The sequence below is a fragment of the Coprococcus sp. AM14-16 genome (assembly GCF_003434675.1).
GTDB lineage: Bacteria > Bacillota > Clostridia > Lachnospirales > Lachnospiraceae > Coprococcus > Coprococcus aceti.
The window spans coordinates 136,826-161,631 of sequence record NZ_QTLL01000004.1 but is presented as its reverse complement, the minus strand read 5'-3'; the positions used below and the strand labels follow the sequence as shown (position 1 = coordinate 161,631).

Annotated in this window: 24 protein-coding genes and 1 pseudogene; 8 read left to right on the top strand and 17 right to left on the bottom strand. The window is 41.5% G+C overall.

The window, feature by feature from the left end:
• Positions 1-6: 6 nt before the first annotated feature.
• The 5 genes and pseudogenes from DW159_RS12665 to DW159_RS12645 all read left to right on the top strand — a co-directional run.
• A complete protein-coding gene (locus DW159_RS12665; protein WP_117551218.1) occupies positions 7-945 on the top strand; it encodes an ABC transporter ATP-binding protein in 939 nt (312 codons plus the stop codon).
• Positions 923-1,618: an ABC transporter permease gene (locus DW159_RS12660; protein WP_117551216.1), complete on the top strand. Its 696-nt coding sequence runs from the start codon at positions 923-925 to the stop codon at positions 1,616-1,618. The genes DW159_RS12665 and DW159_RS12660 overlap by 23 nt, the downstream gene beginning before the upstream one ends.
• A gap of 15 nt (positions 1,619-1,633) precedes the next feature.
• Complete coding sequence (locus DW159_RS12655; protein ID WP_055303142.1) at positions 1,634-2,371, top strand: ABC transporter permease; 738 nt, start codon at positions 1,634-1,636, stop codon at positions 2,369-2,371.
• A gap of 9 nt (positions 2,372-2,380) precedes the next feature.
• Positions 2,381-3,280 (top strand): sensor histidine kinase, encoded by a 900-nt coding sequence (locus DW159_RS12650; protein WP_117551214.1) that lies wholly within the window; start codon positions 2,381-2,383, stop codon positions 3,278-3,280.
• A 20-nt stretch (positions 3,281-3,300) separates the two neighbouring features.
• A pseudogene (locus DW159_RS12645) lies at positions 3,301-3,714 on the top strand (tyrosine-type recombinase/integrase); the annotation flags it as partial.
• Positions 3,715-4,019: 305 nt separating this feature from the next.
• Here DW159_RS12645 and DW159_RS12640 read toward each other — a convergent pair.
• The 8 genes from DW159_RS12640 to DW159_RS12605 form a co-directional block, all read right to left on the bottom strand.
• A complete protein-coding gene (locus DW159_RS12640) occupies positions 4,020-4,517 on the bottom strand; it encodes a nucleotidyltransferase domain-containing protein (RefSeq protein WP_009247521.1) in 498 nt (165 codons plus the stop codon).
• A gap of 84 nt (positions 4,518-4,601) precedes the next feature.
• The gene (locus tag DW159_RS12635) at positions 4,602-6,146 is read right to left on the bottom strand and encodes an ATP-binding cassette domain-containing protein (protein WP_009247522.1); all 1,545 of its coding nucleotides are present in this window, start codon (positions 6,144-6,146) and stop codon (positions 4,602-4,604) included.
• Positions 6,147-6,599: 453 nt separating this feature from the next.
• Positions 6,600-6,977 (bottom strand): TnpV protein, encoded by a 378-nt coding sequence (locus tag DW159_RS12630; protein WP_009247523.1) that lies wholly within the window; start codon positions 6,975-6,977, stop codon positions 6,600-6,602.
• Positions 6,978-7,003: 26 nt separating this feature from the next.
• A complete protein-coding gene (locus DW159_RS12625) occupies positions 7,004-8,143 on the bottom strand; it encodes a plasmid recombination protein (RefSeq protein ID WP_019190307.1) in 1,140 nt (379 codons plus the stop codon).
• Between the two features lie 355 nt (positions 8,144-8,498).
• Entirely contained in the window at positions 8,499-9,653 is a 1,155-nt protein-coding gene (locus DW159_RS12620; RefSeq protein ID WP_009247525.1) for an AAA family ATPase, read from the bottom strand.
• On the bottom strand, positions 9,643-9,978 hold the full coding sequence (locus DW159_RS12615) for a plasmid mobilization protein (RefSeq protein WP_009247526.1): 336 nt from the start codon (positions 9,976-9,978) through the stop codon (positions 9,643-9,645). Before DW159_RS12615 ends, DW159_RS12620 begins: the two co-directional genes overlap by 11 nt.
• The gene (locus DW159_RS12610; RefSeq protein ID WP_009247527.1) at positions 9,968-11,059 is read right to left on the bottom strand and encodes a site-specific integrase; all 1,092 of its coding nucleotides are present in this window, start codon (positions 11,057-11,059) and stop codon (positions 9,968-9,970) included. Before DW159_RS12610 ends, DW159_RS12615 begins: the two co-directional genes overlap by 11 nt.
• The gene (locus tag DW159_RS12605; RefSeq protein WP_009247528.1) at positions 11,060-11,248 is read right to left on the bottom strand and encodes a transcriptional regulator; all 189 of its coding nucleotides are present in this window, start codon (positions 11,246-11,248) and stop codon (positions 11,060-11,062) included.
• 448 nt (positions 11,249-11,696) lie between these two features.
• Between DW159_RS12605 and DW159_RS12600 the strand changes: the two genes are divergently transcribed.
• A complete protein-coding gene (locus DW159_RS12600) occupies positions 11,697-12,227 on the top strand; it encodes a helix-turn-helix domain-containing protein (protein ID WP_009247529.1) in 531 nt (176 codons plus the stop codon).
• A gap of 292 nt (positions 12,228-12,519) precedes the next feature.
• Here the strand turns inward: DW159_RS12600 and guaA are convergent, their stop codons facing one another.
• The 8 genes from guaA to DW159_RS12560 all read right to left on the bottom strand — a co-directional run bounded on the left by guaA (position 12,520) and on the right by DW159_RS12560 (position 22,353).
• Positions 12,520-14,061 carry a glutamine-hydrolyzing GMP synthase gene (gene guaA, locus DW159_RS12595; protein WP_117551212.1) on the bottom strand — a complete coding sequence of 514 codons (1,542 nt, stop codon included), beginning with the start codon at positions 14,059-14,061 and terminating at the stop codon, positions 12,520-12,522.
• A gap of 323 nt (positions 14,062-14,384) precedes the next feature.
• Entirely contained in the window at positions 14,385-15,617 is a 1,233-nt protein-coding gene (locus DW159_RS12590) for a S41 family peptidase (protein ID WP_117551210.1), read from the bottom strand.
• A 64-nt stretch (positions 15,618-15,681) separates the two neighbouring features.
• Complete coding sequence (locus tag DW159_RS12585; RefSeq protein ID WP_117551208.1) at positions 15,682-16,917, bottom strand: murein hydrolase activator EnvC family protein; 1,236 nt, start codon at positions 16,915-16,917, stop codon at positions 15,682-15,684.
• A 183-nt stretch (positions 16,918-17,100) separates the two neighbouring features.
• On the bottom strand, positions 17,101-18,009 hold the full coding sequence (gene ftsX / locus DW159_RS12580) for a permease-like cell division protein FtsX (RefSeq protein ID WP_015533994.1): 909 nt from the start codon (positions 18,007-18,009) through the stop codon (positions 17,101-17,103).
• On the bottom strand, positions 17,999-18,685 hold the full coding sequence (gene ftsE, locus DW159_RS12575; RefSeq protein ID WP_022216898.1) for a cell division ATP-binding protein FtsE: 687 nt from the start codon (positions 18,683-18,685) through the stop codon (positions 17,999-18,001). The genes ftsX and ftsE overlap by 11 nt, the downstream gene beginning before the upstream one ends.
• A gap of 236 nt (positions 18,686-18,921) precedes the next feature.
• The gene (locus tag DW159_RS12570; protein ID WP_055224350.1) at positions 18,922-20,010 is read right to left on the bottom strand and encodes a PucR family transcriptional regulator; all 1,089 of its coding nucleotides are present in this window, start codon (positions 20,008-20,010) and stop codon (positions 18,922-18,924) included.
• A 196-nt stretch (positions 20,011-20,206) separates the two neighbouring features.
• On the bottom strand, positions 20,207-21,319 hold the full coding sequence (locus DW159_RS12565; protein ID WP_004851294.1) for an ABC transporter ATP-binding protein: 1,113 nt from the start codon (positions 21,317-21,319) through the stop codon (positions 20,207-20,209).
• A gap of 443 nt (positions 21,320-21,762) precedes the next feature.
• Positions 21,763-22,353, bottom strand: coding sequence for a LytR C-terminal domain-containing protein (locus DW159_RS12560; protein ID WP_117551207.1), 591 nt, complete (start codon positions 22,351-22,353; stop codon positions 21,763-21,765).
• 148 nt (positions 22,354-22,501) lie between these two features.
• Between DW159_RS12560 and DW159_RS12555 the strand changes: the two genes are divergently transcribed.
• Together DW159_RS12555 and DW159_RS12550 are read left to right on the top strand one after the other, a co-directional pair.
• Entirely contained in the window at positions 22,502-23,230 is a 729-nt protein-coding gene (locus tag DW159_RS12555) for an SDR family NAD(P)-dependent oxidoreductase (protein WP_117551206.1), read from the top strand.
• A gap of 114 nt (positions 23,231-23,344) precedes the next feature.
• A complete protein-coding gene (locus DW159_RS12550; protein ID WP_117551205.1) occupies positions 23,345-23,593 on the top strand; it encodes a hypothetical protein in 249 nt (82 codons plus the stop codon).
• 115 nt (positions 23,594-23,708) lie between these two features.
• Here DW159_RS12550 and DW159_RS12545 read toward each other — a convergent pair whose 3' ends face one another.
• Positions 23,709-24,785 (bottom strand): putative manganese transporter, encoded by a 1,077-nt coding sequence (locus DW159_RS12545; protein ID WP_117551204.1) that lies wholly within the window; start codon positions 24,783-24,785, stop codon positions 23,709-23,711.
• Positions 24,786-24,806: the final 21 nt, after the last annotated feature.

Genomic DNA, 24,806 nt, shown 5'->3' with positions numbered 1-24,806 from the left:
TGGGATATGAGTTCAATTATTTTAGAAGCAAAGTCTTTAACCAAAGAATATAAACAAACATTAGCATTAGACCACATAAATTTACAAATAAAAAAAGGAAAAATTTATGGATTTATTGGTCAAAACGGAGCAGGTAAGACTACTTTTTTAAGATTAGTCACAGGGCTTGCGTTTCCAACAAGTGGTACACTTTCTTTATGGGGAAATTCTGGAACAGAAGAATTGCAGAAACAGCGTAAACGAATTGGAAGTATGATTGAAACGCCTGCTCTATTCCCGTCAATGACTGCCTATCAAAATATGGAAGTACAGCGTATTCAACGAGGCATACCAGATAAATCAGTTATTAAAAGGACATTAGATATGGTTGGATTGCAAGATACAGGCAAAAAGAGTGTCCGCAATTTTTCATTAGGTATGCGTCAACGATTGGGGATAGCGATTGCACTTTTAAATACACCAGAACTATTGATTTTAGACGAGCCTATCAATGGTCTTGACCCTGCTGGAATTGTAGAAATCAGAAATTTATTAAAAATTTTGAATAAAGAATATGGTATGACCATTTTGGTTTCAAGCCATATCTTAGAAGAATTGTATCAAACAGCATCAGAATTTATTCTGATTGACCATGGAAAAATTATAGAAGAGATTTCTGATTATAAATTAAATGAACGGTGTAAACGACATATAGCAATTAAAACAACAGATGTTCAGAAAACGGTTCTGGTTTTGGAAGAGAATCTTCATACAGATAACTTTAAACTAATGCCAGATGGCATAATTCGTTTGTATGATTATTTGAATGATTTAGAGACAGTTGCGTCTGCTTTGGCAGAATCGCACATTCTTGTAACAGGACTTTCTGTATCTGGCGATACTTTGGAGGACTATTTTTTGAGCAAAATAGGAGGAACAAAAGATGTCAAATCTCCTAAAAACTGAGTTATATAAGTTGTTTCACAGTTGGTATTTTTGGGGAATTGGAATATTCAATCTCCTTTTAAGTAGCATATTGCTGTTAGATAGTAAAGAACTCTCTTCAAACTTAATTATGGCATCATTATACAATATTCCGTTACTCTATTTTTTGATTATAGTGTTTATAGCATTGTTCATTGGAAGTGATTTTAGTGGAAGAACTTTAAATACTTATATTACTGCCGGACATAAAAGAAGTTCTATATTTAGAGTAAAGTTAATTGTATCTCAAATAGGTTGTATTATCATTCTGGTATTTCCATTATTTGTACATGGAATTATTAGTCAATTTTATATTGGAGAAAAACTTTTTTGGAATGATAGCACATATACTATGGTTTTACTAACTCTATTTGCCATGATAACACTGTGTGCATTACCAATGTTTTTTGCTTTTATTTTTCGTGATATGGGGAAAACACTGACAGTTTCAATGGTTTTATTTTTTGTTATGATTTTTTTGCTGAACAGTGAATCTGCACAAATAATCAGCAGAATAATACCAATGGGACAACTTAGGTTAATTTCATTGCAAAAGGTCTATTCGACAAACTTTTGCTTGTTTGTAGATTTTTTATGGAATTTTATTTTATATTTCATTGCAGGTAGTGCTTTTTTACATACAGACTTGAAATAACCGGAGGTGTTTTTTATGGATAAATTATTAAAACTGGAAAAATATCAGTTGTTACATAATTCTATTTACTGGTGTGGTATGATTGGAATATTTATTTTAGGATTTTTTACAGCAGATACTTATGTTACAGAGGTCATGGGACCGACAGAAGAAATTGCTTCTTCTCTTGCTGATATTTTTAATGGAATGGTGTATGATTCTACGTTTCTTCTTATCATCATGTCGGCTATACTTGCATTGATTTTAGGACAGGAATTTTCTAAGAGAACAATAAACTTAGAGGTCAGTGCTGGACATTCCAGGAAACAAATTTTTACAAGTAAAATAATATCGTATTTAATTGCTTTTAATCTTATGGCTCTTGTCTATCCAGTTTCAGGGTGCATAAGGGAATTTGGACGCTTTGGTGTTGCAGACGTGGGAATGTTTTTTTACAATATTATAAAAGCAATCATTTATTCTTGTCTGCTTAATAGTGCGATATTTCTAATTGCAATACTTATTTGTTGCTATTTACAGGATGCTGTAAAAGCAACTTCGGTTACAGCAATTATTATTTTTGGTCTTAGCTTATATCTTGGCTATGGAATGATGTTGAGATTACCAGTCGGTTTTTTACCTACTTATCAAATCAGAATCGTTGTCAGCATGAAAACCTTTTTTCAACCGATAGCTATTTTAGTAGGATGTATATGGTCTGGTATATTGGTATTGCTTTCGTGGATAAAATTTTGTAAATGTGATTTTAAATAGGTGGAGAAAATGTCTAACATAGAATGGATTTTAATTATCATAATAATATTTTTAGTAATACTGCTATTTCGATATATTCAATTAAAAAAACAAATCCGTAATCTTGCGGATCAAGTTAATGAATTGAATTCTGGAAATTCACAGCAGATGTTAGACATTTCGTTGATTGATAAAGATTTAGAAAAACTGGCTGGTATATTGAATCAATATAATATCAGACAACGACAGGCTGTTGCAGGCGTATTACGCAATGAAGAGTATTTAAAAGAATCTGTTGCTAATATATCACATGATTTGCGTACACCTCTTACAGTCATTCTTGGTCATTTACAATTATTGCAAAAAGAAAATTTGGAATCCAGTCAAGCACAGCGTGTAAAAGTGATTTTTAGCAAAGCCGAAAAAATGAAAGAATTGGTAGAAACATTCTATGACCTTTCTATTTTGGAGGAACAGCAGACAGTTCCAGAAAAAGAAAAGTTTAATATATCTAATATGTTAATAAATTTAATTACGGAAAATGCCGTTGCATTAGAAAATGAGAATATTTTACCCGAAATAAATCTCCCAGATTATTCAATATACGTATATTCTGATAAAAATATGGTAGAACGAATTTTACAAAATCTGTTGACAAATGCAATTAAGTATTCTGTTGGAACGATAAAAATAACACTTATGGAGAAAGAAAATAATAATATTATATTTACCATTGAAAATCCAATGAGTGACAGTTCAGAAATTGATTGCAATCGACTTTTTGACCGTTTTTATACAGGCGATAAATCAAGACATAATGGAAGTACAGGATTGGGACTTGCGGTAGTAAAAACACTTGTTGCCATTCTTGGCGGAAATATTGTTGCAAAAGTACATACCAATAGCCTTATTATTACTCTTGAATTATAAAGTATTGAAGATATATTCGTACACTCAATGAGCTAAAGGCTTGGCAAAGTGTTCAGCAACAGGTTCTTCCCGATTGTCCACTTGTACTAAGTTATAACGGAACTCCAACCAGTAAAACAACGCTTCCCAGAGCTTTGGAAAAGTTGTCAAATTTAGCAGGTGTTCATCGTATTAAAATTCATGCCTTGCGACATTCACACGCTTCATTGCTTATCAGCATGGGCGAAAATCCTTTACTTATCAAGGAACGTTTAGGACATGAAAAAATACAGACAACACTCGGCACTTATGGTCATCTGTATCCAAATACGAATCTTGAAGTTGCTAAAAAGCTGACTGGAATATTACAAGTACAATCTGCTACTGAAAGCATTGCTAATTATACCAGCAATCAACATACAGCAATCTATCACAGAACAGTTGAAGAAAAATAATGCAATGAAAATGCAATCCTATAAAGGAAAAGCTGTAAAACCCTTGTAAACAAAGGCTTTACAGCTCAGCTTCAACTATTCAAACTCTACAAAGACTAACGCTTTTTGTTTAGGAATTATTCTCTGTAATGTTTCTCGTTCTTTTGATTATTTGATATATCCATATTATCCTGCCTATACGAGCTAATGTTATCATTTTGTTATCGGCATTGATAACACCTACTCGATAACTGTGGATAATAACTATATGTAGCATGTCAAATTATAAGCTATTTTGCTTAGAGATTCAACACAAAACTGAAATTTTACTTTTCCTTATATTCATCTGGTATTGCTATTTGAAATGTTTCACACAACAGCATCACATCATGCACATCATTTTTATCGTGTTCATATCCCAAATGAAGCATTACCTGACTCAATGGTTCAATACAAGAAACAGTTATATCTCCAACTTTTCCAATACCGGAAAAAGTTTTTGATGGAAATATATCTCCCTCATAAACAATTCCGTCATCTGTAAATTCAAAACAATGTAAATCAATGATTCTTTGTTTATCATCTTTCCAGACAGTATGACCATCCGTTGTATAATCAGTATTTACTTCCTCAAATCCATGCTGCTTAATCACATAAATATAATCATGATAATGTTTCAGTTCAACAAACAAATCAATATCATTGTGTATTCTTGATTCTCTTTTAAGAAGTGCATCAACACCCCATCCGCCATCTAAATATACTTTAATTTCGTTTTGCAAAGCATATTTTATAATTTCACATGCATCTTCTGTACGTACCATAATCTATCCTCCAAATTCAAATCTTTGTATGCTTTCCAACTCACTAAAAGCCTGAAATTTGTCAGTCTTTCATCCTTTTTGTTATCAATCACCAATTAGCTGTAATCCATTAGGATTTAGCTGATATATTTTATCGCACACCTCTTCAATATACTTTCTATCGTGAGAAATGCTAATGACAGCCCCCGGAAATTCTCGGAGCATTTTTCTTATTACCGGACCGGACAATGGTGAAAAATTTCTTGTCGGTTCATCCAGAATAAGAACATTTGCACCACTTAAGCTCATCCTCAAGAGAAGCACTTTCGCCTTTTGTCCGCCTGATAACTCCCGAATCGGATGCTCCATTTCATCTGGTGTGTATTTAAGTGAACCAAGGTATGTTCTAATTCTTGTACGCTCTTCTTTATCTCCTGTTTTATCAAGGTAATCAACCGGTGTAACATCCAAATCCAGCAGGTCTTCATAAGTTTGAGGCATATATTCTGCTTTAATGTCATTCCGATTTAGGAGTTCTTCCGCTATCTTTTTTAGAAGAGTCGTTTTTCCTGCCCCGTTGGCTCCTATCATACAGATTTTTTCTGAACCTTTTATTTTTAAATGAATTCCTTCTGCTAAAATTCTTTTGCCATCCGGAGTCACAAGCTTTGAAAGTTCATATTCTATGACCGTTTTTCCTGCGGGAATGTGTGAGTTTTCATCCCCTAATTTGACAAAGATTGCTTCTTCCTGTTCCGGCATCTGAGTCATATTTTCATCTTCTTTTTCAAATCTTCGTTCCATTGCCTTAACCGTATGCATTTTGTCCTTTAAGTTTTTGGCAACAGACGGTGCTTGTCTGGTACAACTTCTTAATGCACCTTGTACACTCTGCATAACTCTTTGATATTTTTCATCGCGAATCTTTTTCTCCCTACGGTCACTCAGTGCCCGCTGTTTTTGGATTTCAAATTTATGAAGCCGTTCTTCCACATAGCGTCTATAGGGAAGCTTTGCCACGGTATATCTCGCCTTTGTTTTTCGTATAATCTGCTCGATATGTATCACCATGTTGGCAGTACGCTCTATCAGCGTTTCATCGTGTGAAATAAAAAGCACAATGTGCTTCCAGTCATTTATGATTTTTTCCAGTAATGTAAGCGTCGCAATGTCGATGTCATTGGAAGGTTCGTCCAACAACAGCACAGAAACATCGCGAATGAAAAGCCTCATAAGTTGTGTCTTGACTTTTTCGCCTCCTGAAAGACTACCCATTGTCTGGTTACTGTAGAAAAAATCATTTTTCATTCCAAATTTTCCCGCAATAACAGACAATTCTTTAGGCGTTTTCTCCCAGAATATTTCCTCTTCAGAAAAATATTCGTATATTGTTTTTTCCTTATCTTCATCGAGCATCTCCTGCGGAAGATAACCAAGACGTTCGTGTCCCATTATCCTTTCCCCATCTGCTTCTATATAGTTTTCTACAAGCGACGGATTGTATATCCACTTCATTAATGTCGATTTCCCATTTCCCTCTTCTCCAATAATAACTGCCTTATCTCCATCATTTAGCACAAGGTTGAAATCATTAAGAATTATTCTCAGGTCTTTTTTATGTGTTAAATTTAATTTTTTTATCTGCAACATTAAAGTTTCTCCTTTTCGAAGTCTGAGCCAATTATTATTTTGAACACACAAAAACGAGTCTTTTTTGCATACGCAAAAATAGACTCGCTAAATAGCCCCTTATTTCTTTTCCAAAAGGAAAACAAAGGAAATGCCTCTTGCGATAATCCAACTTAAGCGTACACAAAACAAACCTATTCTCTACAGGCTCAATAACTATATGTGTCTTACTTAAATCAAATTATCTATTAATCATTTCCTCACCTTACACAAAATGTGCCTTTCTTTCTTCTAATGGCAATACTATCATACTGTATTTTTTGTGTCAATACATTTCACCTTATGGAAGTGCAAATTAAAATTTTCACTTCCTAATTATACATCCAACCATTACGAAATTCAATCTTTCACAACCTCTTTACAACCACAACCACAGCACTCCAGCAAACGCAGGAGCACCATACCGTAAAACGCTTATGTGTAAATCAACTCCGTTCCTACAACTTCCCTCACACAAGCCTGAATATTATTCATTCTTCCAATCCATTCGTAGGGATTATCTTTCTTTAATTGTTCCGTCACATCTTGTCTGTCGGCATATTCCTTTACCAGTCGAAGAAACATATCCTCTGCTTGCTTATCGACTTCTGCAAGATAACTATGCAGCTTTCCGCTTGTCAGCAGGTTCATATATAACACTTTATAGTGTTCCTTTAAATGCCTTGCATGTCGTTTCCCCCATAAACCAATCGGCTCTATTTCTTCTTCGGCTGGTACTGTGATGTTCGGCAATAAATAATCACCCACCTGTCTATAAGTTCCGCCCATTTCTTCAAAAATTGTCTTTGTCATTTTCCTTTTCCTCCTGTGATTTTTGTCTATCGTGATCGTGTATTATCACGCTTGCGACCTTTAACTGTTCTTGCCTGCTCCAACAAATCATCTATCTGTTTGCGACCAAAAACCTTACGGAGCAGGCTGTAATCTTTATTTTCTGCTTTTAGGATTTTGTTTTCTTCGGTCAATCTTTCATTGACTTTCTCCAAACGCTGATTGGTGCGGTATAACTGTGCATTCGCTGTATTCAGCCTATGATAGTTGTCCCACCCCTCAAAGCAGCGGGCAAGCACCGTTTTGACAAGTTGCTTCAATTTCCTTACAACCGGCTCTGCCATTTTGGTTTTATATGCCTTTGCAGTCATAAATTTCTCTGGTTCTGGCAACTGATATTTCGGTGCAGTATCAAGCTCTATTTCAAGATTTGACAGCTCGTCTTTTGCCTTATCATAGTTCAATACTCGTTCCGACAACACATCAAATTCAATCTGTTTCTGCTCGATTTTCGCACCTAATGCCGCCACTTCTTTTTCTCTTTCCTGCTTTTTATAATCCAAAACAGAAAGATGTTTTTCGTGTGTGCCTAAATGTTCCCACTCAATCCCATAACGTTCCATCACCGCCGCAAGCTGTTCTTTTTCGGACTGTATCCATTGCGACCACTCCGTATCGCCACGACTGCCGCCCTTAAAACCTTGCGTTGCAAGAGCCTGCTTTAGTGACACTCTTGTATCAAGTCCACGCTTGCTGCCTGTGGTAAAAGGTACAAAATCTATGTGCAGATGTGGTGTAGCTTCATCCATATGCAGATGAGCCGAGAACACCCGAAGCTGTGGATTTCGCTCCTGAAAACCCTGATAGTATTCATCTAAAATCTGCTTTGCCAGTTCTCCGTTTTCCGTATCGGCGTTCATATTTCCCTTACCGCCCACCTGTAAAATGATTTCGTGGAACGGTTTTTCCTGCTTGGAACTTCGGATTTTTTCATAATAATCTTTTATCTTTCGGTCTGACCTTATCTGCTTGGCATTGTATCTTTCCAATGCTTCATCAAACAATTCGTGATAAACTGTCTTTATATTTTCATTGCAGTAGTCGATATTGAGATGAGTACGAGTTCCGTCTACATTTTCTGCTCGGAACTTTCGGCTATTGTGATTGACCGAGCCTTTACCGACCATTGCACTTATCGTTCTCTGCATTTTTTCATCTCCCATCTGTAAATTTCAACATTCTCAGGTTTTGTTACTTTTGTCAAAAGTAACGCAAAAGCACTTTTGACGGGTACACCCATCAAAAATGCGACCTGTAAACAGGTTTTGCGTTCTCCGAAGGCTCTCCGAGGGGTGAGCGTGTGCCGGTGGCACACACGCCTGCGAACCGACCGAGCCAGCAGGCGAGACCAAAGAGCCGCCTTTGAAAAGGCACTCTCTGCACACTCCCCTAAACTTTATCCGGTGTCAAAGTGTGACGATGGTGACAATGTTTTTCACAGCGTGCTGCTCTCAAAAACATTGACACCTTTGACACCGTTTGTCACGCCGTCTGCTCGGTTTCTTTCCAAAGTGAAACCTTTCTTCCGTCGTGTGTGCGGCTGTTCTGATAACGGATACCGTAATCACGAAACAGCCTGCTTGCGTTGATACTGAGCCTTAAAGAAAGTACATTCGGCTTTATATCCACCGCAAGCCTTTCGCAAAGTTCCGAAGCAGTTCCTTCCCATCTGTCACTTTCCGAAAAGAGCGTATCCGCTATCTTCTCAAGCAGAGGTTCGGGCGGTTCTTTCCACATCTCCGTTTCCGATTTTGCAAAGTTCCACACCAATCGCTCGCTGTCCCTTACAAGATGGATTTTCATATCCTGCTGGTCTCTGCCAGCAACATCAAGTGTGGCATTGTTGGAAGTACGCTTGTCCTTACTGAGAACAAATGCACCGTCTGCCGCACCCATCAGACCATTCGTGCCTGAAATCATATCGAATATATCTTCCGATTTTTGTTTGCGTGTATGATGAACAATAAGCATTGAAACCTTGTAACTGTCTGCCAACGCTTTCAGCCTTGCCACAACATCATAATCACTTGCGTAGCTGTAATCTGCTCCGCCTGCTTCACGCACACGCTTTAAGGTGTCTATGATAATCAAGCCTGTGTCTGGGTGTTCCCTCATAAACCCTCTTATCTGTTCTTCCAGTCCGCCATTGACCGTTTTACATTCCGTTGCGAAATACAGATTGCCTGTCTCCTTTGCACCGAACATCTGAAACAATCGCTTCTGCAAACGTGGGTAATCATCTTCAAGGGCAAAATAAAGCACCGTTGCCTTACGCACCTTATACTCCCAAAGCGGTGTGCCTGTGCTGATATGATAGGCAAGCTGTGCCATCATAAAGCTCTTTCCCACTTTCGGGGAACCTACGAAAAGGTAAGTTCCCCTTTGGAGCAGACCGTCGATAAGTGGTGTCTGAACCTCAAACACCGTATCATACAGCGTTGTCATTGATACTGTTTTCAGATAGGAAGGGTCTAACTGTCTGAGTATTTCCCTTTGCATTTCTTCAAAAGATTGCTCGTACCCCTTGAAATCCGTATCCTGATTGACTATACTATTGTCAGTACATTTGGAAAGTGACTGTTCCGCATCTGTTGCCGCAGATACATTTGGAATAGTCATTTCTTTTTTATTCTCCATTCGCATCCTCTCCTTTCAAACCGCCGAGAATAATGGAAATCAGTTCTATTACACTCAGCAGTTCATCATCCACACCTTTTCCTGCTTCAATCCTTTTCAGTTCCGCAAGGACTGTGGCAAATTCCGTTTTCAACGCCTTATACACTCTCGGATTGCCCTGTACCACCACATCCTGATTTAAGCAACGGCGGTAACAATACTCCTGTTTTGGCAATCCTGATAGAGCTACAGCTCTGTTAATGAGTTCGTTTTCTTCGGGCGATACTCGAAACCCTACTGTGATATTCCTCCAACGATTTTTGTTATCTCTGTTCTTAGCTGACATTTTCAAAATCTCCTTTCCCTAAATCATCTAATTTTTCTGCCATCTCAATCTGCTTTGACGGAAAGAGGTGTGCGTACTGATAAGTAATATCAATACTTTCGTGACCAACTCGGTCAGCAATCGCCACCGCAGAAAAGCCCATATCAATCAAGAGTGAAATGTGGCTGTGACGGAGATCGTGAATGCGGATACGCTTCACGCCTGCCGCCTTTGCCCCTCTGTCCATCTCGTGATGAAGATAGCTTTTCGTCACCGTAAAGATACGGTCTTTCTTCTTCAATCCGTAAAGCATACCGAGATATTCTTTCATTTCCTCACACAGAAACTTCGGCATTTTAATCGTGCGGTTGCTCTTTTTCGTTTTCGGAGAAGTAATCACATCCTGCCCTTTCAAACGCTGATAGGATTTATTGATTGTGACTGTTTCCTTATCAAAGTTGAAATCTGCCGGAGTCAAAGCTAACAGCTCGCCCTCTCGGATACCGCACCAGTAAAGCATTTCAAACGCATAAAAGGAAACAGGCTTGTCCATCATCTCAAAAGAGAATTTCTTGTATTCTTCCTTTGTCCAGAACAGCATTTCCTTGTGTTCCTCACGTCCCATATTTCCCACCTTTGCCGCAGGATTGGAACGCAGTTCATAGTAGCGGACAGCGTGATTGAAAATGGCGGACAACTGATTGTGCAGCGTTTTCAGATACGTCTGTGAATAAGGCTTTTTCTTCTCATCACGATAGGCAAGCATTTCATTCTGCCAAGTAATAATCTCCTTTGTGGAAATCTCGCTGATTTTCAGTTTCCCGAAATACGGAAGTATCTTTGTGCGTATGATATGCTCTTTGGTAAGCCACGTGTTTTCCTTCAAACGGTTCTTCACATCATTGATATAAAGCTCCGTAAAGGCTTCAAAACTCATATCAAGGTCTGAAGAAGTCTGCAATTTGAACATTCTTTCCCATTCCTGTGCTTCTCGTTTGGTAGCAAAGCCACGCTTGCATTTCTGCTTGCGTTCCCCTTTCCAGTTCACATACCTTGCCATCACATACCAAGTACCGTTATCTTCATTCTTAAATACCGGCATTTACATTTCCCCCTTTCCTGCTCCGTAGAGCCTTTCGTAAAAATACTGGCGATTTACACGCCCTGCAATCGTAATAAAGCCCTTTGCTTTCAATTCCTCATTTAATTGTCTGATGAGTTTATATGCATAAGGTTTTGATACGTTTAGTTCCTGAGCCACATCTTCGGCTCGGATAAATCTGTTTTCCATATCCTTTTTCTTCCTTTCTTAAAATAATTTTTTGCTTGCCGCTTTCTCCGTGTTAAAGTTCCAACAGGCACTCCTGCTTGTCGGCAGGCGCTGTGCTGTCCCAATGCACCGCAGTACATCAGGCGCTCGCTCGTATAGGGGTTCCCGAAAAGTCGGAGACTTTTGGGGAAGAGGAGGAGCAGTGCAGCGAATGAGCTTTTGTGCTTGCACACAAGCGAACGATACGGAACTTGCTCCGACGAGGTCTTGGCGGTTTGGCTTTTCGGACGGTCATTCAGTTGTCGCATTAAGCATATTTGTTTAATTCGTAATTTATTTTACTAAACATATTTGCTATTGTCAAGTGGTTGCAAAGAAAATATTAAACATTTTTGTTTCGGTTTTTCTTGACTTCCACTAAACATTTCTGCTATACTTATTTCACTAAATATAAAAGGAGCGTATCATTATGGCTATCAGCGAAAGAATACATTTTTTCAGACTAATGCGTGGTATGACACAAAAGTATCTCGGTACAGCAATCGGTTTTCCAGAAAAGAGTGCTGATGTGCGTTTGGCACAGTACGAAACTGGTACACGCAAACCGAAAGCAGACCTTACAAATGCATTGGCACAGGTGCTTGATGTTTCTCCACAGGCTCTTGATGTTCCTGACATAGACAGCTATATCGGTCTTATGCACACTCTGTTTACCCTTGAAGATATTTACGGTCTTACTGTCAGTGAAGCAGACGGAGAGGTATGCTTAAAGGTCAACAAGGACAAAGGCAGAGAAGCATATGAACTCCTCAAAATGCTGTATGCTTGGAAAGAACAGGCAGACAAGCTATCTTCCGAAGAAATCAACAGAGAAGAATACGATAACTGGCGTTACCATTATCCAGAGTTCGACACCACACAGCGTTGGGCAAAAGTTCCATCACAGGAATTAAGTGACGCTCTCGTGGAAGCATTCAAAGACCACTTGAAAGATAAATAAGCACCTACAGGACCTGCCACTGGCAGCTCCCTACAGATGCTTTGGCAACGACAAAAAAGCCCTTAACTATGGTTATTAACCACAGCTAAGGGCTTAGTTTATAATATGGAATTTGTTCAGAGCCAAGCTCCGAACTTTAGTCTGCAAGCCACCTGTTAATTGTTCCGTTACCCATAAACCACTGGATAACAAGAATAATGGCACTTGCTATGACTGTTATCAATTTGTTATCAAAAGACTAATCGAAATCGCTGAAACCCGCATAAACACTGGCTTTTTTAAGCAACTCGATTTATTCAAACTCAATCGTTCCAGGTGGCTTACTAGTCAGATCATACATTACTCTGTTCACACCCTTAACCTCATTGATAATCCTGTTCATAACCTTCTGAAGAACCTCAAATGGTATCTCTGAACAATCAGCTGTCATGAAGTCTGTTGTATTTACAGCACGGAGTGCTACGGCGTAATCGTACGTTCTGAAATCTCCCATACAACCAACTGAACGCATGTTGGTCAGGGCTGCGAAGTACTGACCGAGGCTTCTGTCGAGGCCTGCCTTTGCGATCTCCTCACGGTAGATGGCGTCGGCATCCTGAACGATCTTGACCTTCTCGGCTGTAACCTCTCCGATGATTCTTATTCCAAGGCCTGGGCCTGGGAATGGCTGACGGAATACCAGGTACTCTGGGATTCCAAGCTCAAGGCCGGCCTTGCGGACCTCGTCCTTGAAGAGAAGACGGAGTGGCTCCACGATCTCCTTGAAATCTACATAGTCAGGAAGTCCGCCTACGTTGTGGTGGGACTTGATGACCGCTGACTTGTCAAGGCCTGACTCGATGACATCAGGATATATGGTTCCCTGTACGAGGAAGTCAACGGCACCGATCTTCTTGGCCTCCTCCTCGAATACACGGATGAATTCCTCGCCTATTATCTTTCTCTTTGCCTCAGGCTCGGTTACTCCGGCAAGCTTGCTGTAGAATCTGTCCTGCGCATTTACTCTGATGAAGTTCAGGTCGTAAGGTCCATTTGGTCCGAATACCGCCTCAACTTCGTCGCCCTCGTTCTTACGGAGAAGACCGTGGTCTACGAACACACATGTGAGCTGCTTGCCTATCGCCTTGGACAGGAGAACCGCAGCTACTGATGAGTCCACACCACCTGACAGGGCGCACAGCACCTTGCCATCGCCTATCTTGGCACGGAGACTCTCTATTGTATCTTTTACAAATGAATCCATCTTCCAGTCGCCTGCGCACTGGCATACATCCATGACAAATGCTCTGAGCATCTTCATACCTTCCTCGGTGTGCATAACCTCTGGGTGGAACTGAGTCGCATACAGCTTCTTCTCAGCATTCTCCATGGCTGCCACTGGGCATACAGGAGTGTAAGCTGTCTTCTTGAAGCCCTCTGGTACCTCTGCAATATAATCTGTGTGACTCATCCAGCAGATGGTCTTGTCATTCACATCTGCAAACAGCTTGGATGTCTTGTCAACCTCAACCTCTGTTCTTCCATACTCGCTGACAGGGGCCGTGCTGACCTTGCCGCCCAGCAGATGAGCCATGAGCTGTGAACCGTAACATATTCCGAGAATAGGAATACCCAGTTCGAATATCTCCTTGCTGCAGCTAGGTGATTCGTCTTTGTATACGCTGTTTGGTCCGCCGGTAAAGATGATTCCCTTAGGGTTCATCTCCTTGATCTTCTCCAGCGGCAATGTGTACGGATGTACTTCGGCATATACATTACACTCTCTTACACGTCTGGCGATCAGTTGGTTGTACTGTCCGCCAAAGTCCAATACGATAATCAGTTCCTTATCCATGTATATCTCCTTTGTTGCCTTTTATTACTTATAACAGATTTCTGAACATTTCCTAGTATAACACAATATGCAGCACTTTTGTGCTGCATATTATCTAAAAATTATGTTGTTTTGATTATTTATGCAAATTACATATACAACACGATATTTACCACTGATTCGTTACCTATTATACATAACATATAACACCGCCCATCAGCTACACGGTTGCATTTGGGAGTTACATTTGGGTTATGAACTCCCCAAAGCTGTAACTTCCACACTGCTAATTATACCGTATCACTCAAAAGCTCCATGTATACATTTTCAATGTATACGCGCGCCTACTTCAGCTTCTCCTTCAGAACCTCAATACCCTTCTGGTACTGGCTGTCGTTCTTGCCCTGAAAGTCCTCGTAGGTGTAATCGTCTGGAAGGTCCACTTCTATATCAGGTGCAACACCCTTCTTGTGGATATCGTTGCCGTCGTGTGTGAAATACTTCTGTGTCGTGAGCTTGATCGCTGTGCCATCACCAAGTGGTATAACGCTCTGCACGATTCCCTTTCCGTAGGTATTCTTTCCTACAACAGTTGCAGCCCCAAATTCCTTGAGTGCCGATGTAAGTATCTCTGACGCACTGGCACTGTACTCATTTGTCAGGACTACCATAGGCATATCTAGGTATTCATCATCTGTCGATTTATACTCGTCCACAACCTTGCCGGTCTTGTCCTTGATGGACACTATGGTTCCCTCTGGGAGCAGATAGTCGCAAATGTTTACGACCGTGGTGAGCATTCCACCCGGATCACTTCTGACATCGATCATCAGTGCCTGCATGCCCTCCTTCTTGAGCTCCTCAACTGCCTTCTGGAAAAGCTCGTCTGTGTTGTCTATGAACTGCGTGATCCTCACATATCCGATCTTGTCGTCTATCATAAATGATGATACCGTGCTGTACTCAACTATCTCCCTGGTGATGGTGACATCGTGGTAAGCCTTATCACGCTCCCTGTATATCTTCAGCGTAACATCAGTTCCAGCATCGCCTCTTATGAGTGATACGAGGTAGTCAAGATCATCGTCTGTAGTGATCTCGTGATCGTCTATCTGTACAATAATGTCATCAGGCTGTATATCCACCTTCTCAGCCGGTGCACCCTCAAGGATATTTACCGCACGGACATATCCCGTATCCTCATCCTTGCTGACCGTAACTCCGATTCCGGCATACTCACCTGAATCATCCTCCTGCAGCTTGGCATATTCTTCCTTGGTGTAATACTGTGCATACGGATCGTCAAGGGATTCCATTATACCCTTGTATATGCCCTCCCTGATCGTATCATCGTCAATATCATTGTAATAATAATTGTCTATGATACTCTCGATCTTCGCTGTCTTGTCAAGTACGTCCGCATCCAACAGATTGCCATCATAGGTTATCTTGGTGGAACTGCCGGTTTTGCCGCTGAGTGTGCCACTGAACACACCTGATGTACCGCAGCCCGTCAGACCGATCACCGTACTTGCCAGCACCGCTGTCACTGCTATCTTCTTCAACATTTTCCTCATATCATTATCTCCTAACCTTGTATTGCCATCAAATACCTGAATCTCTCCATATCCCCTGCCCGGTCTACTGTCCAAGGAAGTCATGCGGATTGACATACGTTCCGTCTATCGACACGCCAAAATGGCAATGCGGACCTGTCGACACCCCCGTACTTCCTGCCTTTGCTATGACCTGACCTTTCACAACCTTGTCGCCAACATTTACACAGAGCTGTGAGTTGTGCATATATACCGTACATATTCCGCCGCCGTGGCTGATCATGACCATGTTGCCACCACCGCCATTGTAGCAGGACATCACGACTGTGCCGGCCTCCGCCGCAACAATATCTGTTCCATAATCACAGCCTATATCAATTCCCTGATGATATGTACTTGCTCCCGCTGTAGGAGCATCTCGGTAACCAAATTCATCCGTGATAACACCTCCGGTCGATACCGGCCACATGAATTTGCCCTTATATTTGGAGGTGTCGTATACCTTTCCATCCTTCGTATACACACCCGTACCATTTGCATTTGCCTTGCCCATCTCCTGTCTGGATATCTCCGCGATACGTCTCTCGGCTTCCTCACGGGCCACAGTGAACTTGTTCATCAACGACTTCTGGGCTTCTATATCACCATCATATCTAGTGATCTCTTCCTGCTTCTGATCTATAAGGGTCTGCAGTTCAGCCTCATTACTCTCCAGATCCGTCTTGACCGACTCCACCTGTCTGAGGTCAGATTCAAGCTGCGCCTCATAATTGGCTATATCTGTCTTGGTCTTGATCAGCTTTGCAAGCTGCCTCTGATCGTATTCCGATATCTGGTCTATATACTCTGATTTGTTCAGGAGATCGCTGAATGATATGGATGTGAGCAGGGCGTCGACATATTCCGTCTCCCCCTCCTCATACAGATACTGTATTCTCTGCTTCATCGCCTCATACTGCTCATCCTCTGCCTTCTGAGCTTCATCCAGACTTTTCTGAGTTGTGTCTATCTCCGTCTGGAGCTCGTCTGTCTGCTCCTGCAGGCTCGTTATCTGAGTCTGGACGGATGTCATCTTGGCATCCAGATCTGCAACGTCCTGAACGATCTTGTTCTGCTGTTCCTCCAGAGAATCCAGAACGTCCTTGGCATTCTTCTCGTTTTCACTGGCATCATCCTTCTGACGCTCAGCCTCTTCCTTCGTCATGGCATATGCCATATTTCCCCCGGTCTGAGACGCAGCCATGCCTCCCATGACTACACATCCCGCAACAAGCAATGCCATCCTTCTGATATTCCCTTTTACATTGACTTTCTTTTTCATAATCTACTACTCCTTGTTATCCCCATCTAACAATTAACTAGTATATCTTATGTCGTCGTGCGTGAGCGCGATGACCTGCGCACGCATCAGCGTGCTTCATTATATTATATCGCCTGCCGGCTCAATGAGGGCATTCGCATTATGACGTCTTGCGCAAGCGCATCCGTCGCAATGCTCATTATATCATACTCTCAAATGCTTCCTCGTGGTAAGGATACTTCCTACCAGTCCAACACCGATACCAAGCACAAGTCCAACCGGTATCATGGTCTTGAACAGGTCATGCTGGCTCACAAATGCAAACAGCGTTGTGACAACCTTAAATCTTCCGGCAACATATGTCAGTATCTTATCATACATGTAGTACAGAAGGACCAGAGGTATAGCCGAACCGACCGCACCTATGATCACACCCTCTATGATGAACGGCGCCCGTACAAATACATTTGTCGCACCGATCAGCTTCATGATCCCTATCTCTTCCTTTCGCACCGTGATACCTATGGTGATAGTGTTGCTTATAAGGAAGATAGATACCAACATCAGTATCACAACTATTCCTATGGATGCATATCCGACAAGAGATGACAGTGTCGTGATGCTGTCCGCAGTCACGTCAGAGCTCTTGACCTTTCTGACTCCTGAAAGTCCCTGGGCAAATGCCACGAACTCCGGCTGTCTGGCCACATCCTTGAGCGTAACCTCATATGAGGCCGAATTCTTAAGTGGATTGTCCTCGCCAAATGCATTCTTTGCCGCCTGTGGATCATCGTAGTTCTGCTCAACAAATTTATTCCATGCGTCATCCGCCGACACGTAATCCATCGTGTTTACATAATCCAGAGTTCTTATCTGTGATCCGATAAGCTGTATCGTGTCGTCCGACACATCCTCGTCAAAGAACACTGATATTGTAACTGTATTCTCAAGCTCCTGCATACCGGACTGAAAGTTTACAACTACCGCATATATGATTCCAAAGAGGAACAGACATGATATGATGGTTCCAAGTGATGCAAGTGAGAACAGAATATTTCTTCTTATATTTGCAAAGCCCTGTCTGAGGATATAGAAAAATGTACTAATCTTCATCTATATATCCTCCTTCCTTCTCGTCACTGATAATTACACCCTTCTTCAGGGTTATAACTCTCTTCTTCATCTCATTGACGATATCCTTGTTGTGGGTTACCACGACAACTGTGGTTCCTCTCTTGTTGATATCCTCAAGGAGGTTCATGATATCCAATGAGTTCTTAGGATCGAGATTTCCTGTAGGCTCATCCGCCAGTATGATGTCAGGATTGTTGACCAGTGCTCTCGCCATGGCAACTCTCTGCTGCTCACCACCTGAGAGCTCTTTTGGATATGATTTGTACTTGTCTGCAAGTCCAACCAGCGTCAGCATGGCCGGAACACGTCTTCTGATGTATCTCGCCGGAGTCTGGATAACTCTCTGTGCAAATGCAACATTCTCGTATATAGTCCTGTCCTTCAGAAGCCTGAAGTTCTGGAATACGACTCCAATCCTTCTTCTGACCTTCGGTATATCTTTTCTCTTTATCTTGCCATAGTCGTATCCGGCAACAGTGATATTGCCCTCCGTAGGATCGAGCTCCTTGAGCAGAAGCCTAAACAGAGTGGTCTTGCCTGATCCACTGCTTCCAACTATAAATACGAACTCGCCTTTTTCTATATTGATGTTCACATTCTTGAGCGCCTGATTGCCCCCAGGGTATGTCATACTCACGTTCTCTAACTCTATCATCTCATGTCTCCTATATTGCCTCTTTACGGCATAAACTGTACATTATCTTACATTTGTCCATAGTCGGATGATTCTGATTCATTTCATCCACGCTTCATTATACTACATATTGATTGTTTTGTTGTGTATAGTTTGTGAATTAAAATTAATACACGATGCGGCAGTCTTCATATATCCATATGTAAGGCTGCCGCTTCTATGCAATCTATATTCCAGATAACTGTCCACCGGACATTTTAATAATCCAGTGACTCCATGTACTTCATGTACTTTACAACCATAAGAGCGATCTTGAATGTGATGGCATCCTCGAATACTCTCAGATCAAGGCCTGTGCTCTTCTGCAACTTATCAAGTCTGTATACCAGAGTATTTCTGTGGATGTACAACTGTCTTGATGTCTCTGATACGTTCAGGCTGTTCTCAAAGAACTTGTTGATAGTTGACAAAGTCTCCTCGTCAAACTCATCAGGGCTCTTGCCGTCAAATATCTCTCTGATGAACATCTTGCACAGAGGAAGTGGAAGCTGGTAAATAAGTCGTCCTATTCCAAGATTGCTGTATGCTATGATATCTGTGTTCTCATAGAATATCTTTCCAACATCCAGAGCCATCTTAGCCTCTTTGTATGAACGTGAAACTTCCTTTATCTCATTGACAATTGTTCCGAATGATACATGTACAGATGACATCGCCTCGGTATTGAGCATGTCAACGATGACCTTGGCAATCTTGTTCATGTCGTCATATGTCTCGTTGGACTTGACTTCCTTGACAAGAATGATGTTCTTCTCGTCCACAGCAGTGATGAAATCCTTTGTCTTGGCTGAGAAGATATTACGTACTGTCTCAAGTGCATTGGTATCCTTCTCATTCTTTGTCTCTATGATAAATACGATTCTTCTCACATCAGTATCTATGTGGAGCTTCTTTGCTCTGTTGTAGATATCAACCAGAAGGAGATTGTCTAAGAGAAGGTTCTTGATAAAGTTGTCCTTGTCAAATCTCTCCTTGTATGCGACCAGAAGGTTCTGGATCTGAAATGCTGCAATCTTGCCGACCATATATGTATCATCGGTCTCGCCCTTTGCCATGAGAATATGCTCTAACTGGTTATCGTCAAACACCTTGAAGAACTGATAACCTCTTACAACCTGGCTCTCTGCCGGTGAATCAACAAATGCACGAACTGAATCCTCGCAGTCATCTATATCCTTAAGTGTTGACGCAAGCACTTTTCCCTCTGTGTCCAACACGCACAGGTCAGTTCTTGTTATACCTTTTAATCCGTCTATTGTATCCTGAAGAATCTGGTTTGATATCATTCTTTTCACTCCTTATACTCATTATACGTTTTATCCCGTAATCCATTACTCTTATTTTAAAGCAAAATTGTAGAAAAAAAAAGAGAAAATGCAGATTTTTTATATGTATTTTCTGCATTTTCTCAATTTTTCAAGAATTAAACTACTGTTTCCAGTTATCTGGAGTGTAATTGTAAGTTCTATGTGTTATCTAAGACTAGTTAACAAGGATCTCCTCTGTCTCCTTATCGAAGATATGAATCTTGCTTAAGTCAAATGCGAACTGAACTGTGTCGCCAGGTCTAGCTGTTGTACGAGCATTTACTCTTGCTGTGATATCGAACTGGTCGATTGTGAAGTATAAGTAAACCTCGGCACCAAGCATCTCGTAGATGTTGATTCTTGCATCGATTACGCTCTCTGGTGATGACTCGATGAAGAGCTGCTCATCATGAATATCCTCTGGACGGATACCAAGAACAACTTCCTTATCGATAGCATCAAGTGCGATAAGTCTCTCAGCCTTGCTGTCTGGAACCTTAATTGAATGTGAACCGAACATAAGGAGAACGTCAGCACCTGACTTAACAACCTTACAATCGATGAAGTTCATAGGTGGCATACCCATGAATCCGGCAACGAACAGGTTACATGGCTTGTCGTAGAGGTTCTGAGGTGTATCTACCTGCTGGATGATACCATCCTTCATAACTACGATTCTTGTACCAAGTGTCATAGCCTCTGTCTGGTCATGTGTTACGTAGATGATAGTTGTCTGGAGTCTCTGATGAAGCTTTGAGATCTCAACACGCATCTGTACACGAAGCTTAGCATCAAGGTTTGAAAGAGGCTCGTCCATAAGGAATACCTTTGGCTCACGGACAATTGCACGTCCCATAGCAACTCGCTGTCTCTGTCCACCTGATAAAGCCTTTGGCTTTCTGTCAAGAAGATGCTCGATATCAAGAATCTTAGCTGCCTCATGTACAGCCTTGTCGATCTTCTCCTTTGGAACCTTTCTTAACTTAAGTCCAAATGCCATGTTATCATATACTGACATATGTGGGTACAGAGCGTAGTTCTGGAATACCATCGCAATATCTCTGTCCTTTGGCTCTACATCGTTTACGAGCTTGTCGCCGATCCATAACTCACCTGAGCTGATATCCTCAAGTCCTGCTATCATTCTAAGAGTTGTTGACTTTCCACATCCTGATGGTCCAACAAAGATGATGAACTCCTTGTCTTCGATCTCAAGGTTGAAGTCCTTAACTGCGTTGAATCCGTTAGGATATACCTTGTAAATGTTCTTAAGTGATAAACTTGCCATTTGAAATTACCTCCGTAGTGTATATAATCTTGTTTTTGTTCACCCTAAAAACTATTGTTATTCTACATCATTGGCATTTTTCATTCTATGTGATTATTGCTCAAAAAAATTTTTGAACTTTTGTCTAAATTGTATACATGCACAAATTTTGCAACATTTTGACGGTTTTCGAACCGTTTTCCCTTGGTTTAAACTTCCTTTTTTGTGAAACCTTCACCATACCCATTTATGTCAATAGGTTTTTTCGTCACGTTTTCGGTATATTTTATTACTTTTGCCTATTGTTTTTACTCATATATATACTTGACAAACCAGAAAAATGTAGAACAGCCGGCAAAATCTGTAACATTTTGTACTACAGTAAAAAAACTCTACTGATATCGGTGTTTTCTATTACGATATCAGCAGAGTTTTCTATATATTTTCTACATGTTCTTCTATATCTAGTTGTTGGCTGCGTTGTCCACACCTATTACTACGACAATGTCTGCACCTGAAATGTCGACATCTGAAGCAACAGATGAGTCAATATCTGATCTGTCAGCCGTTGCCGCTCCACCCAGAAGGCTTACAAGTCCGCTCACATCATATGAATCTGATGTGTAGATAACTGTTGTTGACTGATCTCCGTTGTCATATGTTCCTATATCTACTGATGTGTATCCATCCGCTGTGAGTGTTGTCTGCCATGTAGCTGCCACACCTGACACGCCTGATGCGTTGAGCACTACTACTTTTGCATCCTTGCCATTTCCTGCATTTGCATCATCTGTTGAAGCGTCCTGTGAGCTGTCATCCGCTGATGTGTCTGAGCTGTCTGCAGCATCGCCTGAACCTCCAAATGTAGGATCTGACGGATCTGACTCCTCAGTCACAATGCTTGTCTTATTGCCCGTGTCCGATGCGTCTGATTTCTTGCTCTTGCTGACGGTTCGTGCAAGCAGTACGAGCATGACAACTATAGCCACTGCAAGTATGATAACCGCTGCTCTGAGCATTGTATCTAAGAATAATTTCATTACTTTCTTACCCATTATATAGCCTCCATCTCAATATAAATGTATATTCTCATTTGTTAACAAAAACAACTAGAGTATACCAAAGTGCTTTTTTATTTTCAACATTTAATTCGCATGATATACTAGAATTAAATTTTTGTTCACAAATAGCGGAGGTACAGATTTGAAAACAGCGATAATAATTGGCGCCTCGACAGGCATCGGAAGGGCGACAGCACTGGCGCTTTCAGGCAAATATAACAGCATATCTATCACTTCATTCAAACACAAAGAAGAGCTTCTCTCTCTGAGAGACGAACTTACGGCAAAAGGCTGCATCTGTTACTGTGAGACCGGAGACGCCGGGGATATGGAATTTATGGAGAAGTTTATACAAAATACCATAGATCATCTCGGCAGCGACATCGATCTCCTCATCAACAATGCCGGCATATCTTATGTGGGGCTTATAAACGATATGACAGCCCAGGATTTTGACAGAACCATGAAGTCAAATGTATACTCGGTTTTCAATAGCTGCCGACTCGTGGTTCCTCACATGATCCAGCTCCACAAAGGACACATAATCAATATCTCATCCGTGTGGGGAAATGTCGGTGCGTCGTGTGAGGTCGCATATTCAGCCTCCAAAGGTGCTGTAAATTCCTTCTCAAAGGCTCTTGGAAAGGAGCTTGCTCCAAGCGGCATAACCGTCAACGCCATAGCATTTGGCGCAATTGACACCTCCATGAACGGTCATCTGTCACCGGAGGAACGCCAGATGCTGGAGGATGAAATACCTGCAGGAAGAATGGCCACACCTTATGAAGCGGCAGATTTCATTGTGCACATTGCCGAGTGTGGAGAATACCTGAATGGCCAGGTGATCACATTTGATGGCGCATGGCAATAGGTGCTTTTCATCAAATTTTACAACAGTATAGGCGATTTTGTCCAAATTTCTATTGCTTAATTGTATATATTGCATTAGAATATATTATATATGTTATAGAATCGGGGTTATAAAATGGGATTTGGATTTGGGAAAAAGAAGAAAAATATTTCATCGGACACAGCTCCCGCCGCCGCAGATATCAAGACTACTCTTGACGAGGACGGCAATGTGGAGATTGTTTCCAAAAACTTCAAGATGAAGCCGACACAAAAGCTGGAGGAGCAACCATCCAGTGAAGGGGACACTTGGATCTGCTGGGGATGCGGACAGCCTACGGATCAGGATATCTGTCCTGTCTGCGGTAAGAAACGCACAAAGTAACAACACACACACAAGGGGCTGTGAAAAAACTCGATTGAGTTTTTTCGCAGCCCTTTTTTACTTTATTGCAATGCGGTCACTGCGCATCGCTTATATTTATTTTCTCTACACGCTGCTAAAATGCGATTCCAAGAGCATTTATTATGAGTCCCCACGCAAGTCCTGCAGCATACAGCACCACTGCTATCCTTATATTCTCCGCAGGTCTATGCCTGTTCATCCTAAAGAGCACCACAAGGCCTACTCCTGCACTCACCAGAAGTCCTGACATCATAGCACCCGCGCTGAGTATTCCCTGAAGATACAGCTCGGTTATTATGACTGATGCCGCACAGTTAGGAATAAGGCCCACCAACGCTGCTGCCGCCTCTCCAAGCACAGGCACATCATTGAATATGCGGGCTATGGATTCCTCTCCTATAGCCTCTATGATCACATTTATCACAAGTGAGAATATAAATATAAATATCGCAATCTTTGCAGTGTGCACCAGAGCAGATCTGAATATCCCCCCCTCGCAGTCGCAGTGTTCCTGTTCGCACACCTCATGGATATTCTTCTCTCCCAAATGTCCGTGGTCGTGACTGTGCTCATGGACATAGTCATGCACATGTCCCTTTCCTTTCTTCTCAGCAGCATCCTTATACACTATATTCTGTGTGTGCAGAGAGCTTTCTGCCGCTTTTGCAGAGTCACTGTGCGCATGTCCGCTATGGTGTTCGTGCTCATCATGTCCACCATGTCTGTGAACCGGATCTATCTTCTTTACCTGGACCGGCTTTCTCATTCTGTCCAGCACAAATCCTACTATATAGCCTGTTATTACGGCTATGACCGCCTTTGTCGCAAGGATCTTCACTATTGTCCCCGCGCTTATCGCGTCATTTGACAGCATGATCGGCAGCATCTCGTCCGAGGTTGACATGAACACGGCTATGAGCACGCCCGCCCCTATCACGCCTCCGCTGTACAGGTTGGATGCCATAAGTGAAAATCCGCACTGTGGCACTATTCCCAGCACTCCGCCAATCAATGGTCCAAGCTTCTCTGCCTTTCCAAGCACATGTGCCTGCCGGCCTGCAGTTTTTCTCTCAAGCCACTCCATGACCACATAGGTGATGAGCAGAAACGGGATGAGCTTCACCGTATCAAACAGTGCATCCTTAAATGAATCTATAAGCAATTCCTTCATATTATAAAACACTCCTTCTCA